This window comes from Marinibacterium sp. SX1, assembly GCF_050389775.1.
In the GTDB taxonomy this organism is placed as follows: Bacteria; Pseudomonadota; Alphaproteobacteria; order Rhodobacterales; family Rhodobacteraceae; genus Marinibacterium.
Genome location: NZ_CP177144.1, coordinates 1,884,285 through 1,897,655 on the forward strand (window position 1 = coordinate 1,884,285; position 13,371 = coordinate 1,897,655).

Here is a 13,371-nt window from a genome sequence, read left to right on the forward strand (position 1 = left end):
ATGAAACGCTATGCCTTCGACTGGGTCGACGCCTTTACCGACCGGGCCTTCGGGGGCAATGGCTGTGCCGTTGTCCATGACGGTGCGGCGCTGGATGCCGCGACCTGCAAGGCCTTCGTGCGGGAAACCTCGCTGGTGGAATGCACCTTTACCGGCCCGTCCGACGTGGCCGACGTGCGGGTGCGCTATTTCCTGGCCACGGGCGAGATTCCCTTCGCCGGTCATCCGACCATTGCCACGGTCTCGGCCCTGCTGGCCCGGGGTTTTGCCCGGGGCGACCGGCTGACGCTGGAAACCGGGGCCGGGGTGGTGCCGATCACCATCGAGGGCGACCTAATCGAGATGACCCAGGCCGCGCCTCAGTTCGGCATCATGCCGGGCCGGGCGGTGGTGGCCGGGGCGGCGGGGCTGCCGGTCGATGCCATCCTGGGCGAGCCACAGGTCGTGTCGACGGGGCTGCCCTTCTGCATTGCCGTCCTGCGCGACCACGATGCGCTGCGCGCCGCTAGGCTGGACCCCGAGGCCATGGCCAGTTTCAAGGCGGCCTGCGGCGTGGCCGTTGACGACGTGCTCGAGCCTTTCCTCGTGACGCTGCAAGGCGCGACGGAGCGGGGCGATACCTTCTCGCGGCTGCTGCTGCCGCCGCCGATGCCGCCCGAGGACCCCTTTACCGGCTCGGCCACGGGGGCCATGGCGGCCTATCTCTGGGCCAACGGGCTTATGGATCATGCCGGGTTCACGGCCGAGCAGGGCCACTGGATGGGCCGGCCCGGGCTGGCCCGGGTGACCCGCGTCGGCACGCCCGACGCCATGAGCGGGGTCAAGGTGGCCGGGCGGGGCTATGTGCTGATGCAGGGCGATGTCATCCTGCCGGCCTCGGCCGAGGTCTAGCGCGGCGATAATTTTCGGATGGAAATTATCGGGCTGAGGTCGCCGGGCAGGGATCTGCGCGCGGCCCGAGATTTTCCTGCGAAAAATCTGTCACAGACCCGCCCCAAGCCCTCGCCACAAACCATCCCGCCCATGAAAAACGGCCCGGAGATCGCTCTCCGGGCCGCTTGCGTTCCTGGCTGATGCTGCCGATCAGACGGCGGCGATCAGGCCCATGCTTTCCAGCTTCAGGATCACCTGGTGTGCGCAATTGTCGACATCGACATTCTCGGTGTCGAGGCGCAGCTCGGGGCTTTCCGGCACGTCGTAGGGGTCGGAGATCCCGGTGAATTCCTTGATCTTGCCTTCGCGCGCCAGCTTGTAGAGCCCCTTGCGGTCACGGCGTTCGCATTCCTCGATCGTGGTCGCGACATGGACTTCGACAAAGGCGCCGTATTGCTCGATATCCTCGCGCACGGCCCGGCGGGTCGTGGCATAGGGCGCGATCGGGGCACAGATGGCGATACCGCCGTTCTTGGTGATTTCCGATGCGACATAGCCGATGCGGCGGATGTTCAGGTCACGGTGCTCTTTCGAGAAGCCCAGCTCGGAGCTGAGGTTTTTCCGCACGATGTCACCATCCAGAAGGGTAACCGGACGGCCGCCCATTTCCATCAGCTTGACCATGAGCGCGTTGGCGATCGTCGACTTGCCCGAACCCGAGAAGCCCGTGAAGAAGACGGTGAAGCCCTGCTTGGCCCGCGGCGGCTTGGTCTTGCGCAGCTCGTTGACGACCTCGGGGAAGGAGAACCATTCGGGGATCTCCAGGCCTTCGGCCAGGCGGCGGCGCAGCTCGGTGCCCGAGATGTTCAGGATGGTGACCTGATCCTTGTCGGCGATCTCGTCGTTGGGCTCGTACTGGGCGCGTTCCTGCACGTAGACCATGTGTTTGAAATCGACCATCTCGATGCCCATTTCCTCGGCATGCTCGCGGAAGAGATCCTGGGCGTCGTAGGGGCCGTAGAAATCTTCACCGGCCGAGTTCTTGCCGGGGCCGGCGTGGTCGCGGCCGACGATGAAATGGGTGCAGCCGTAGTTCTTGCGGATCAGCCCGTGCCAGACGGCCTCGCGGGGGCCGGCCATGCGCATCGCCAGCGGCAGCAGCGACATGGTGGTCGTCGAGCCCGGGTACTTGTCCAGGACGGCCTCGTAGCAGCGCACGCGGGTGAAGTGATCGACGTCGCCGGGCTTGGTCATGCCGACCACCGGGTGGATCAGCAGGTTGGCCTGGGCTTCCTTGGCGGCGCGGAAGGTCAGTTCCTGGTGCGCGCGGTGCAGCGGGTTCCGGGTCTGGAAGGCCACGATGCGGCGCCAGCCCAGCTTGCGGAAATAGGCGCGCAGCTCGTTGGGCGTGTCGCGGCGGGCGCGGAAATCATAGTGGATCGGCTGCTGGATGCCGGTGACCGGGCCACCGAGATAGACCTTGCCGGCATGGTTGTGCAGGTAGTTGACGGCCGGGTGGGCATCGTCGTCGGCGCCAAAGACCTTTTCGGCTTCCTTCGACTTGTTCGGCACCCAGCGGTCGGTGACCGTCATGGTGGCCAGGATGACGCCTTCCTGGTCGCGCAGGGCGATGTCTTCACCGATTTCCAGCGTTTCGGCGAATTTCTCCGACACATCCAGGGTGATCGGGATCGGCCACAGGGTGCCGTCGGTAGTGCGCATGTTCTCGACGACGCCGTCATAGTCTTCCTCGGACAGGAAGCCCTTGAGCGGGGCAAAGCCGCCGTTCATCAGCAGTTCGAGATCGCAGATCTGGCGCGGGGTCAGGTCGTGGCTCTTGTAATTGCCGGCCTCGACCTTGAGTTTTTCGGCACTGTCATAAGAAACGTAAAGTTCAGGGATTGGGGCCAGATTGCTAAGCACTGTCATTTCAAATCTCTCGATGTTTCGTGCACAGGGCGACGGTAATGCCGTCCGGTCGGCTGCGGCATAAACTGGGCAGCGCTCGAAAGTCTAGCGCCGGATGGCCGATTTCGGGCCGATGTGCCCAATTATCCCACCCGAACCGGCGGGAATCGGCGATTTTGGGTGGGTTCTTGCCGGTCGAACAGGCGCTGGCCGCCGCTCATCCGGAAGCTGCAGGGCCGGGGGCGGCCAGGGCAGCATCGAGTCGGGCCGCCCGGGCCACGGGCAGGGCGTCGAGCGGGCGGTCGCGGCCGCGCAGGTCGAGCGAGACCAGGGGCAGGGGGGCGGTGTCGTGGCCGGCCACCTGCAACAGCGGGGCCGAGACCAGCAATTCGACGCCCAGGGTCTTGGTCTCGCCTTCCAGCCGGCTGGCGGCATTGACCGTGTCGCCGATGATCGTGCGCGGGGCGTGGCCGGCGGCGCCGATCTCGCCCATGACCAGCTCGCCCAGGTGCAGGCCGATGCCGATATGGACAGGCGCCGCGCCCTCGGCCTTGAGCGTGGTGTTGAACGTGTCCAGGGCCGAGCCGATGCCCTGCGCGGCGACCAGCGCGTTGCGGGCCGAGGTGGCCGGGTCGCGGGCGTCGAAGACGGCCAGCAGACCGTCGCCCAGGTACTTGTCGACACTGCCGCCGGCGCCGGTGATCTGGGGCACGATGGCATCGAAGAACCGGTTGAGCAGGAAGACGACGTCATAGGGGAACTGCCCGGCGGTGCGCGCGGTGAAGCCGCGGATGTCGAGGAACAGGATGGCCAGCCGGCGCTCCTCGCCTTCGCTGGCATGGGCCCGGTTGTGGCGGCCGTCGCCGCGGAAGACACGAAAGACGGTCAGCGGTTCGGTCGGCCGGATCTGGCAGGCCAGGCGGGCGTCGGGCGGGGCATTGACCGCGGCCAGGGTGCGGGCCTCGGCCTCGGACGGGGCGGGCAGCTGGTCGCCGCCCTCCTCGACGATGACCCGGCAGGTCGAACAGCGCCCGCGCCCGCCGCAGAGCGCGGCATGGGAAATTCCGTTGGCCCGGCTGATTTCCAGCAGGGTCGGGCCGCGCGGGCTGGTGACCTGGGGGCCGCCGACATAGGTTACGCGGAAGGTGCCGCGCCGGGCCAGCAGCCGGCGCAGGCCCAAGGCCAGGGCCGTGGCGGCCAGGGCGGCATAAAAGGCGGCCAGGGTAGCGTGGCGGATGTCGATCAGCGTGGCAAAGGTCGCGGCATCGGGCCAGTTGTAGCCGGCCCTGGCCAGCGGGGCGGTGGCCGGATCGGCCAGCAGGGCGGTGATCCGGCGGGCTTCGGCGACATAACCGGCCATGGCCCAGGTCGGCACGAAGACGGCAAGGCCGGCCATGACCGGTTCCCAGCGCTGCCACCAGTTGGTCATGCGCAGCCACATGTGCAGGCCGATGCAACCATGGACCCAGACAAAGATCAGCAGCAGCGCCTGTTTCCAGCCGTCGGGCGTGTCCCAGATCAGGCCGGCGATGAAGCCGATCTGGACGTTGACGCCGAACTCCTGGTCGGCCAGCCGGGCAAAGGTGAAATGCGGGATCAGCAGGATCGGGATGGCCAGGCCGAACAGGTATTGCACCCAGGCCGACAGCGGCATGCGGAACCGGCGCATCCCGGCCAGCCGGGCCAGGGCCAGCACCACGTGGCTCAGCAGCGCACCGTAAAGCACCAGGGAGCCCGGCGGCGAATGCTGGATGGCCTCGCGCACCTCCTGCATGGCCGCGGCCGCCTCGACCGAGACAAGCACCAGGCCCAGGTTGATGAAATGGAAGAGGGCATGGGTGAACAGCACCAGCCCGCTGGCGATCCTCAGCTTCGCCACGCGGCTGCCCCGCCAGAGGGCGCTCATTCCCGGATCCGGTCTGGGTGCATCATGGGCGCACCTTGGGCGGGGCGTCGGCCGGGGTCAATGTGCATGCCGGTTCGCGTTATGGAATGGCCCGCCCTTTGGCCGGCCGGACGAATGGATACTTGGAAAGAGAAAGAAGCAGCAAGCGCCGCGCTCCTGCTTCTTTCTCTTTGAAAATATTCCCCGCCGGAGGCACCGCGCCCCTGGGGGCGCGGTTCGGAGCGCTTACTCGGCCGCCGCCGCCACGGTGGCATCCTGCGCGGCCAGGAACCGCTCGGCGTCCAGCGCGGCCATGCAGCCCATGCCGGCGCTGGTCACCGCCTGGCGATAGACATGGTCGGTCAGGTCGCCGGCCGCAAAGACGCCGGGGATCGAGGTCCGCGTGGTGCCCGGATCGACCTTGACGTAACCGCCGTGGTGGGTCTCCAGCTGGTCCTTGACCAGCTCGCTGGCCGGCGCATGGCCGATGGCGATGAACACCCCCTTGGCCGGGATCTCGGTGATCTCGCCGGTGCGCACGTCGCGGGCCCGCACGGCCTCGACGCCCTTGGGATTGTCCTCGCCCACCACTTCGGCCAGTTCGTGGAACCACAGCGGCTGGATCTTGGGATTCTTCAGCAGCCGGTCCTGCAGGATCTTCTCGGCCCGCAGCTCGTCGCGCCGGTGGATCAGCGTGACCTTGGACGCGAAATTGGTCAGGAACAGCGCCTCTTCCACCGCCGTGTTGCCCCCGCCGACAACCACGATTTCCTGCCCCCGGTAGAAGAACCCGTCACAGGTCGCACAGGCCGAGACGCCAAAGCCCTTGAAGGCCTCCTCGCTGTCGAGCCCCAGCCATTTCGCCCGGGCGCCTGTGGCCAGGATCACGGCATCGGCCGTGTAGGTCGTGCCGCTGTCGCCCTTCGCCGTGAAGGGCCGCTGCGACAGGTCGAGATCGGTGATGATGTCGCCGATGATCTCGGTGCCCACGGCCTTGGCATGGGCCTCCATGCGCACCATGAGGTCGGGGCCCTGGATCTCGGTCTCGCCGGGCCAGTTCTCGACCTCGGTCGTCGTGGTCAGCTGGCCGCCGGGCTCCAGCCCCTGGACCAGCAGCGGTTCCAGCATGGCGCGGCTGGCATAGACGGCGGCCGTGTAACCGGCCGGGCCGGAGCCGATGATCAGGACCTTGGTGTGGCGCGTGTCGCTCATGTCGTCTCTCCCGGAAGGGCTGTGGTGGGGCGCGGGGCGTGTCGGGTGCAGGCAGGTGCAGGACAAGGGATATAGGGCCTGGGGCCAGCGGGTGGAACCCCCGAACCGGCCGCTTGCACGAGCCCCGGTCGGCTGTGACGCAAGGGCCCGGGCCCGCGCAGATGCCGCCAAGCCGGGCCCTGCGCCTTTGCCGCCGAGCCGGGTCCCGTGCCCGAACCGCCCGACCGGGTCCTGCTTCGTTGCCGCCATGCACGATCCTGCGCCGTTGTCGCCATCCCCGGCCCTGCGCCGGGGTTGCCATGTCCGGCACCGCGCCGTTGCCGCCACGCCCGGCACCGCGCCGGGGTGGCCGAGCCTGGCCGGCGCCGATTGACCGGGGCAGGGCGCGCTGCTATGGCCGGGCCGGGCGCCGGACCCCTGCCGCCTGCAGGCCGCATGGCCATGGTGAAGTCCGGCCGGATCTTGTCCCGACCCAACGGTTCTTGCGCCGCCGGGCAATGCAGGCCCCCGATGCCAGGCGCCTTGCCGGAGCCCAGATCCATGTCCGCCACGCACCCCGCCGCATCGTCACACCCCGCCGCATCCTCCGCCACCTCTCCCGGCGATGCCGCGAACAGCCCCGCCGCCAGCCCCTACCTGGTCGCCCCGCCCGGGGCCATATTGGCCCGGACGGCCGCGCCAATCATCCTGGTCATGACCTTGTCGGGCTCGCTCAACATCGTCGATGCTGCCTTCCTGGGCTGGTATGTCGGCCCTTCGGCCGTGGCCGCCGTCAGCGCCATATTCCCGGTCTTCGCTCTGCTCATCGCCCTGTCGACAATGGTCGGCTCGGGCATGGCCAGCCTGCTGGCCCGCCGCCTGGGCGCCGGCGACGTCACCGGGGCCCGCGCCCTGCTGGCCAGTGCCCATGGCCTGGCCCTTGCCCTGTCGCTGGTCCTGGCTGCCGGCTTTGCCCTGGCCGGCGCCGGGCTGACCCGGGGCTTGGCCGGCGGCGCGGGGCCGGTCGCCGACATGGCCTGGCGCTACCTGGCCATCCTGGTCGGCGCCGCGCCGGTGATGTTCTGGCTGGGCCTGCAGGTCGATGCCCTGCGCAGCGAAGGCCGGGCCATGCTGATGGCCGGGCTGAGCGTGCTGGTCACCCTGGTCAACCTGGCCCTGAACTACGTGCTCATCGCCCGGCTGGGCCTGGGCGTGGCGGGGTCGGCCATTGGCACCGCCGCGGCCCAGACCCTGGCGCTTGGCCTGGCCCTGGCCGCCCGTGGGCGGATCGACACGCCGCTGCCGCTGGCCGCCCTGCTGGCCCATCGCTGGTGGGGCGGCTGGCCCCGCATCCTGGCCCTTGGCGCCCCGCTCAGCCTCAATTTCCTGGGCCTGGCCCTGGTCGCCACGGTGATCATCACCACGCTGCAGGCAACAGATGCCCCGGATTACGTCACCACCCTTGCCGCCTACGGGCTGGTCACCCGGCTGATGGGCTTTGTCTTCCTTCCCCTGATGGGCCTGGCCCAGGCCATGCAATCGATCACCGGCAACAATGTCGGGGCCGGGTTGCCGGCCCGGTCCGACCGCGTCCTGGGCCTCAGCCTGGCCGCCGGGCTGGCCTATGGCCTGGGGGTCGAAGCCGCCTTCCTTGGCCTGGCCCCGGCGATTGGCGGGATGTTCACCGGCGATCCGGCCATCATCGCCGAGCTTGGCCGCATCCTGCGCCCGATGATGGCCCTATATGCCCTTTCCGCGCCCATCCTGTTGCTGGCCCTCTATTTCCAGGCCGTGGGCCAGGCCGGGCGGGCAGCCCTGCTGACCCTGTCCAAGCCCTACCTGTTGCAGCCCCCGCTGATCGTCGCCCTGGGCTGGGCGCTTGGCCCGCAGGCCATCTGGTACGCCCTGCCGCTGGCCGATGCCCTGCTCATCGCCCTGGCTCTCGGCACCTGGTGGCGCCTGCGCCGGCCGGGCCGGCCGGGCTTTGCCCTGGCCACCGGCCCATGACCGACCTGCCTGATCGCGCGGCCCTCAAGGCCCGGGCCCGGGCCCTGCGTGCGGCCCTGGCCCGGCGCGGCCAGGTCATCGCCCATGGCCAGGCCCTGGACCTGGTCGCCCGGCAGATGGGCGCGCGCGACTGGAACACCCTCTCGGCCCGGCTGGCCACCTCGGCCGGCCCGGCCCTGCATCCCGGCGCGCGGGTGGCCGGCCGGTTCCTCGGCCGGTCCTTCACCGGGCGCATCCTGCAGGCCCTGCCGCTGCCGGACGGCAAGCTGCGCCTGTCCCTGCGCTTTGACCGGCCGGTCGACACCGTGCGATTCGCCGGATTTTCCAACCTGCGCCACCGGGTCACCGCCGATGTCGACGCCCGCGGCCGGAGCCTGCGCCTGACCTCGGACGGCATGCCCCATCTTGTCGTGACCGGCCCGGCCCGCCCGCCGCGCCCGCCCCGCCGCCGCAAACCCGGCGGCTTGGCCTTGCAAACGGGCGGCAGCCGGGCCAAAAGCGCGGCGTCCGGAAAATCGTGAGAATTTTCACATTTAGGGGCTGTACTGCGGCGCGGCGAAAGATTATTGCGCAATCGACGCGCGCTGCTATAAGAAATGCAAAACGGAGGTGAGCACGATGGCAACGACCCGCCTCGACCCGATCGATCGCAAGATTCTGGCCGAACTGCAAGCGGATGGCCGCATGACCAATGTCGAACTGGCCCGCAGGGTCGGCATTTCGGCACCCCCCTGCCTGCGCCGGGTCCGCACCCTGGAAGAGGCCGGCTATATCCGCGGCTACCATGCCGAGGTCGACGCCCGCGAACTGGGCTTCGAAGTCCAGGTCTTTGCCATGGTCGGCCTGTCGAGCCAGGCCGAGGCCGATCTCTCGGCCTTCGAGGACCGCTGCCGCCACTGGCCGCTGGTCCGCGAATGCCACATGCTCAACGGCGAGGTCGATTTCATGCTGAAATGCGTGGCCCCCGACCTGTCGACCTTTCAATCCTTCCTGACCGACGAATTGCTGAAACATCCCACCGTTGCCAGCGTCAAGACATCGCTGGTCATCCGGGGGGCCAAGGATGAACCGGGCGTGCCCTTCGACATCCTCGAGGAACGGCTCAGCCGCAGCGCCTGAGCCGCCTCTCGGCGCCCCCGCTCGACAGGGGCGCTTCTGCTGCTTCTTTCTCTTTGAAAATATCCCGGCCCGGCCTCTCCACCGGGCGGGCCGTCAGACCGCTTCGGCCAGGCCGAAAGGCGCGCGCTTGTAGGCCGGGCGTCCGAAATCCTCCAGCCCTCCGATCCCCGGAAACAAGGCCATGAAGGCCGGGCGCAGGCTCTGGCCCACCCGCCGGGCGGCATCGGCCCCGGGGTGATAGGTTTCGAACTCCATGCCGCCGACCCGGATCACCGCATGGCGCGCCAGGCACATGTGGAACAGCTCGACCGGCGCGGGCGGGGCGGTTTCGATCACGCTGATCCCGTCGACAAAGCCCTGCACCGGGGTCAGCATCCCCTCGCTGCCCCCCTGCAACAGCCGCGCGGCCGGGCCGGTCAGCAGGCAGGCCGAGGGCCGGGCCAGGCCGAAACTGTCGGCCATGATCCGCGTCAGGTGCAGGTTGCGCGCCTTGTGGCTGGCATGGCCCGGCACGTAGATCGTCGACCCGATCCAGCGGATCTCCATCGCCCCGCCGTCGCGGGTCATCACCCGGTCGCCGGGCAAGAGGTCCTCGACGGCCATCGGGCCCATGTCGGTCTCGACGGTCGAGCCCCGGGCAAAGGCCGAAAAGGCCTCTTCGAAGAGCGGCAGGGCCGGAGCCAGCTGGAAGCTCTCGGTGATGTCGCCCCGCGCGTCCAGCGTGCGGATGCGATAGCGGCGCACCTGCGGGCGCAGCGGCGAAACGGGAGACGATCCGGGATGTGTCGCAGTGTGTGGTGCGGGCAGGCCGGCACGGCCGGGCCCGGAAACGGGAGTGGCAGCGGGGGAATCGCCCTGCTCTGACCGCGGTGTGAAAGCCGCGATGGGACGGAAGTTCGACATGTTAAAAACGGCCCTGGTTAGGGTCGCATCTGCGCCGGCCCCCACCGACAACGACAGAAGGACACTGAGTGAATGTGACAACTTCTGCGACCAGACTTGGGGCTTCGCCGGATTTTGTCAAAAATTCGTCGCAAATCTCCGGCGGACATGATCAATCCCCGCGCAGGTCCGGGCATTGTTGCCCGTGTTCGGGCCTTTCGCGCCACATTTCCGCGCAGGCCGCGGGAATCGCGGCGGGACTTTGGCGGCTGCCGCCGCGCGCGGGGCGGTCCCGAAAACGAAAACCGCCCGCCCCGGGACGGGGGCGGGCGACTTTCCGGTCGAAACACGAGCAGCTGTTCCGACCGGTGCCGGGGCGCGGCGTTGCAGGCGCGCGCGAAAACCCCGGAGGGATCTCAGAAATGTGCCGCGCGGCGCGTCGGCGCGGGCGGGCCGGATGGGCCGGGCAGGGGGCCGCGCGCCGCACCGGCCGGGCGCGCCGGCAGCGACCGGGCCTGCAGGGGCGCGGTGAAACGGTGATGCATCCTGGGGGCTCCTCCCTTGGGGCCGCGCAGGTCATGGCCATGCGTCGGGCAAGGGTCAGGATGTCCGCGAATTCGGGCGGCGATAAGGCCGGGGCATGTCGCGAGAATGTCCGTTTACGGGAATTTCCACGACCGCCCGCGGGGGCCGGGGCCTAAAGCCGGATGGCCGACAGCAGCCGGCCGTAATCGGCCTCGCGGGCATGGGTCGACCGGCGGTAGGAATAGAACCGCTCGGCATCGTCATAGGTGCAATGGCGCGTCCATTCCGCATGGCCCACCCCGGCGCTGCGCAGCCGGTGCAGCCCGTAGGCCGGCAGGTCGAATTGCAGCCGATCGCCCTGGCCATTGGCAAAGAACCGGGCATTGTCGGGCGTCTCGGCCAGGAAGGTATCCAGGAATTCCGGGCCGACCTCGTAATTGCGCTGGCTGATCGTCGGGCCGATCACGGCAACGATATCCGCTCGCCGGGCGCCCGCCGCTTCCATCGCCTCGACGGTGGCATCCAGCACCCCGTCCAGCGCCCCGCGCCAGCCGGCATGGGCCGCGCCGACCACGCCGGCCCTGGGATCGGCAAAGAGCACAGGCTGGCAATCGGCGGTCAGCACGCTCAGCACCAGGCCGGGCGTGGCGGTGACGATGGCATCGGCCTCGGTCTCGGGGTCGAGCGGCCCGTCGACGGTGATCGCCCGGGCCGAATGGACCTGGCGCACGCCGACCAGGGCGTCGTGGTCGGCATCCATGGCCTCGGCCACCCGGGCACGGTTGATCGCCACGGCCTCGGACTGGTCCGAAGACCCCCGGCCGCAGTTCAGCCCGGCAAAGATGCCGGAGGACGCCCCGCCGCGGCGGGTGAAGAACCCGTGCGAGACGGGAGAGAGTTCGGCGGAAGTGAGACGTTCGAGCATCAAGTCTGGAACCCTGCGGGAGGGATGGCTCGTGCCGGATGGAAGCCCAGCACCTTGAACAGGTTTCCCATTTCCTGCGGATGCGTCAACCGCCGATGTGCGGCAATGTGGCTGTCGAGCGCCGCGTCGCGCAGACCGCGGGCCAGCGCCTGGGCCCGGGCGGTGATGCCCAGCCGTTCGAGAAAGACACCCTGCGGGGTCATGGCCGTCACCGCCGAGGGCGTGGCCCGGGCCAGGGCCTCGAAATCCACATGGGCGGTCAGGTCGGCGGTTCCCGGGGTGTCCAGCACGTCGACCGGCGCATGGGCGCGCAGGGCCTGAAGCGTGTCGCCGCGCGAACGCCAGTCGCCGTAATCGATGATCAGCGCCGCGCCGCCATGGGATTCGATGCGCTGTCCGATCTCTTCGGCGATGGCCGGCAGGGCGGGGCAGATCTCGACCAGGTCACCGTCGCCCGTATCGGCCAGCCGCCCGGCCAGGGCCGGCTGCGGGCCGGTCGGCCCCAGGCCCCAGGCCAGCGCCTCGCCTTCCAGCCCGATCCGCCGCTCGCGCCAGCCCGCGCCGTCTCGGACGAACTGGCGGATCGGCAGGGCGTCGAAGAATTCGTTGGCCACCAGCCAGAGCGGGGCGTCGGGCAGGGCGCCGGCATGGTCGATCCAGTGCGGCGCGTGGGGCGCCAGCGTTGCGGCCTGGGCCTTGCGCAGGGTGGGCGATGCCTCGACCAGCACGATCCGCGCGGCCTGGTGAAACCCGGGCACGGCGGCCGTGGCGCGCATCACGTCGGCCATCAGCGTGCCCCGGCCCGGCCCCAGCTCGGCCAGGGTAAAGGCCCCGGGCGCGCCCTGGTCCAGCCAGCTTTGCGCCAGGCACAGGCCCAGCATCTCGCCGAACATCTGGCTGATCTCGGGGGCGGTGGTGAAATCGCCCGCCGCGCCCAGCGGATCGCGGGTGGTGTAATAGCCATGGACGGGGTGCAGCAGGGCATCGCCCATGTAATCGGCCAGGCTCAGCGGCCCCTCGGTGCGAATCCGCGCGGCGAGGTGATCGGCCAGGCTCATGCGCCGGCCTTGCGCCCCGCGTCCCCCGCCCGGGCCCGGCGCTGCGCGCGCAGAGCCAGCCACAGGCCGAAGGCGATCATCGGCAGCGACAGGGCCTGGCCCTGGGTCAGCCCCCAGCCGCCGACCTGCCAGGCCAGGCCCAGCGGGTTGCCCGGGGTGATGAACTGGGGATCGGGCTGGCGGAAGAACTCGACGATGAACCGGGCCATGCCGTAGCCCGCAAAGAACGTGCCGCAGACCAGCCCCGGTTTCTTCAGCGCCCCGCGCCGCCAGACCATGACCAGCAGCAGCCCGCCCAGCAACAGGCCTTCGAGCCCGGCCTCGTAGAGCTGCGAGGGATGGCGCGCGCAGACCCCGGCCACGCCGTCGCAGATCTGCGCCCGCGGATCGGGAAAGATCACGGCCCAGGGCGCATCCGAAGCCCGGCCCCAAAGCTCGCCATTGACGAAATTGGCCAGCCGGCCCAGCAACAGGCCCGGCGGCACGGTGCAGGCAATGAGGTCGGCGGCCTGCATCTGGGCGATGCCCTGGCGCCGGGTATAGAGCCAGGCCGCCACGATCACGCCCAGCAGCCCGCCGTGAAAGGCCATGCCGCCCTGCCAGATTCGCAGGATCTCGCCCGGATGGGTCAGGTAATAGCCCGGCTGGTAGAACAGCACGAAGCCCAGTCGCCCGCCCAGGATGACGCCCAGGATGATCCAGGTCAGCATGTCCTCGATCTGGCGGTCGGTCATCGGCGGGCTGTCACCCGGCCACAGCTGCGGCCGGCGCACGGCGGCCACGCCCAGCCGCCAGGCAATCAGGATGCCGGCGATATAGGCCAGCGCGTACCAGCGCAGGGCAAAGGCGAATCCGCCGATCTCGAAGGACAGCAGTTCCGGCGACAGGTCGGGGAATTGGAGGGCAGCGGCGATCATGGCGGCTCCTTTGCCTGCGGTCCGGGCGCGCGTCAACCTTGCCCCTTCCGCCCGGTGCCTCCATATAACGGACAAGCCCAC

At 69.4% G+C, this 13,371-nt stretch carries 11 protein-coding genes; 4 read left to right on the forward strand and 7 right to left on the reverse strand.

Features of this window, described 5'->3' with window-relative positions; genetic code table 11:
* Positions 1-891 (forward strand): PhzF family phenazine biosynthesis protein, encoded by an 891-nt coding sequence (locus tag ACK3BB_RS08340; protein ID WP_428928261.1) that lies wholly within the window; start codon positions 1-3, stop codon positions 889-891.
* 192 nt (positions 892-1,083) lie between these two features.
* Here the strand turns inward: ACK3BB_RS08340 and ACK3BB_RS08345 are convergent, their stop codons facing one another.
* From ACK3BB_RS08345 to trxB, 3 genes are all read right to left on the reverse strand, one after another.
* Positions 1,084-2,802, reverse strand: a complete 1,719-nt coding sequence (locus ACK3BB_RS08345; RefSeq protein ID WP_428928262.1) for a bifunctional sulfate adenylyltransferase/adenylylsulfate kinase — start codon at positions 2,800-2,802, stop codon at positions 1,084-1,086.
* Positions 2,803-2,998: 196 nt separating this feature from the next.
* Entirely contained in the window at positions 2,999-4,687 is a 1,689-nt protein-coding gene (locus ACK3BB_RS08350; protein ID WP_428928263.1) for an adenylate/guanylate cyclase domain-containing protein, read from the reverse strand.
* Positions 4,688-4,912: 225 nt separating this feature from the next.
* Complete coding sequence (trxB, locus tag ACK3BB_RS08355; RefSeq protein WP_428928264.1) at positions 4,913-5,878, reverse strand: thioredoxin-disulfide reductase; 966 nt, start codon at positions 5,876-5,878, stop codon at positions 4,913-4,915.
* A gap of 540 nt (positions 5,879-6,418) precedes the next feature.
* On the opposite strand from trxB, the gene ACK3BB_RS08360 reads away from it, so the two are divergent.
* The 3 genes from ACK3BB_RS08360 (at position 6,419) to ACK3BB_RS08370 (ending at position 8,983) form a co-directional block, all read left to right on the forward strand.
* Entirely contained in the window at positions 6,419-7,864 is a 1,446-nt protein-coding gene (locus ACK3BB_RS08360) for an MATE family efflux transporter (protein WP_428928265.1), read from the forward strand.
* Positions 7,861-8,385 (forward strand): glyoxalase superfamily protein, encoded by a 525-nt coding sequence (locus ACK3BB_RS08365; protein WP_428928266.1) that lies wholly within the window; start codon positions 7,861-7,863, stop codon positions 8,383-8,385. Before ACK3BB_RS08360 ends, ACK3BB_RS08365 begins: the two co-directional genes overlap by 4 nt.
* Before the next feature lie 97 nt (positions 8,386-8,482).
* A complete protein-coding gene (locus tag ACK3BB_RS08370; protein ID WP_428928267.1) occupies positions 8,483-8,983 on the forward strand; it encodes an Lrp/AsnC family transcriptional regulator in 501 nt (166 codons plus the stop codon).
* 93 nt (positions 8,984-9,076) lie between these two features.
* On the opposite strand, the gene ACK3BB_RS08375 is transcribed toward ACK3BB_RS08370, so the two are convergent.
* From ACK3BB_RS08375 to lgt, 4 genes are all read right to left on the reverse strand, one after another.
* Positions 9,077-9,727, reverse strand: a complete 651-nt coding sequence (locus tag ACK3BB_RS08375; protein ID WP_428928268.1) for a Hint domain-containing protein — start codon at positions 9,725-9,727, stop codon at positions 9,077-9,079.
* An 835-nt stretch (positions 9,728-10,562) separates the two neighbouring features.
* Positions 10,563-11,318, reverse strand: a complete 756-nt coding sequence (gene pgeF, locus ACK3BB_RS08380) for a peptidoglycan editing factor PgeF (RefSeq protein WP_428928269.1) — start codon at positions 11,316-11,318, stop codon at positions 10,563-10,565.
* Positions 11,315-12,373, reverse strand: coding sequence for a class I SAM-dependent methyltransferase (locus tag ACK3BB_RS08385; RefSeq protein WP_428928270.1), 1,059 nt, complete (start codon positions 12,371-12,373; stop codon positions 11,315-11,317). The genes pgeF and ACK3BB_RS08385 overlap by 4 nt, the downstream gene beginning before the upstream one ends.
* A complete protein-coding gene (gene lgt / locus ACK3BB_RS08390; protein WP_428928271.1) occupies positions 12,370-13,290 on the reverse strand; it encodes a prolipoprotein diacylglyceryl transferase in 921 nt (306 codons plus the stop codon). The genes ACK3BB_RS08385 and lgt overlap by 4 nt, the downstream gene beginning before the upstream one ends.
* Between the last annotated feature and the right edge of the window lie 81 nt (positions 13,291-13,371).

Excerpts from the sequence above, each read along its gene's own strand:
- ACK3BB_RS08340 (WP_428928261.1), top strand. The coding sequence starts at position 1 with ATGAAACGCTATGCCTTCGACTGGGTCGACGCCTTTACCGACCGGGCC.
- ACK3BB_RS08345 (WP_428928262.1), bottom strand. The coding sequence starts at position 2,802 with ATGACAGTGCTTAGCAATCTGGCCCCAATCCCTGAACTTTACGTTTCT.
- ACK3BB_RS08350 (WP_428928263.1), bottom strand. The coding sequence starts at position 4,687 with ATGAGCGCCCTCTGGCGGGGCAGCCGCGTGGCGAAGCTGAGGATCGCC.
- trxB (WP_428928264.1), bottom strand. The coding sequence starts at position 5,878 with ATGAGCGACACGCGCCACACCAAGGTCCTGATCATCGGCTCCGGCCCG.
- ACK3BB_RS08360 (WP_428928265.1), top strand. The coding sequence starts at position 6,419 with ATGTCCGCCACGCACCCCGCCGCATCGTCACACCCCGCCGCATCCTCC.
- ACK3BB_RS08365 (WP_428928266.1), top strand. The coding sequence starts at position 7,861 with ATGACCGACCTGCCTGATCGCGCGGCCCTCAAGGCCCGGGCCCGGGCC.
- ACK3BB_RS08370 (WP_428928267.1), top strand. The coding sequence starts at position 8,483 with ATGGCAACGACCCGCCTCGACCCGATCGATCGCAAGATTCTGGCCGAA.
- ACK3BB_RS08385 (WP_428928270.1), bottom strand. The coding sequence starts at position 12,373 with ATGAGCCTGGCCGATCACCTCGCCGCGCGGATTCGCACCGAGGGGCCG.
- lgt (WP_428928271.1), bottom strand. The coding sequence starts at position 13,290 with ATGATCGCCGCTGCCCTCCAATTCCCCGACCTGTCGCCGGAACTGCTG.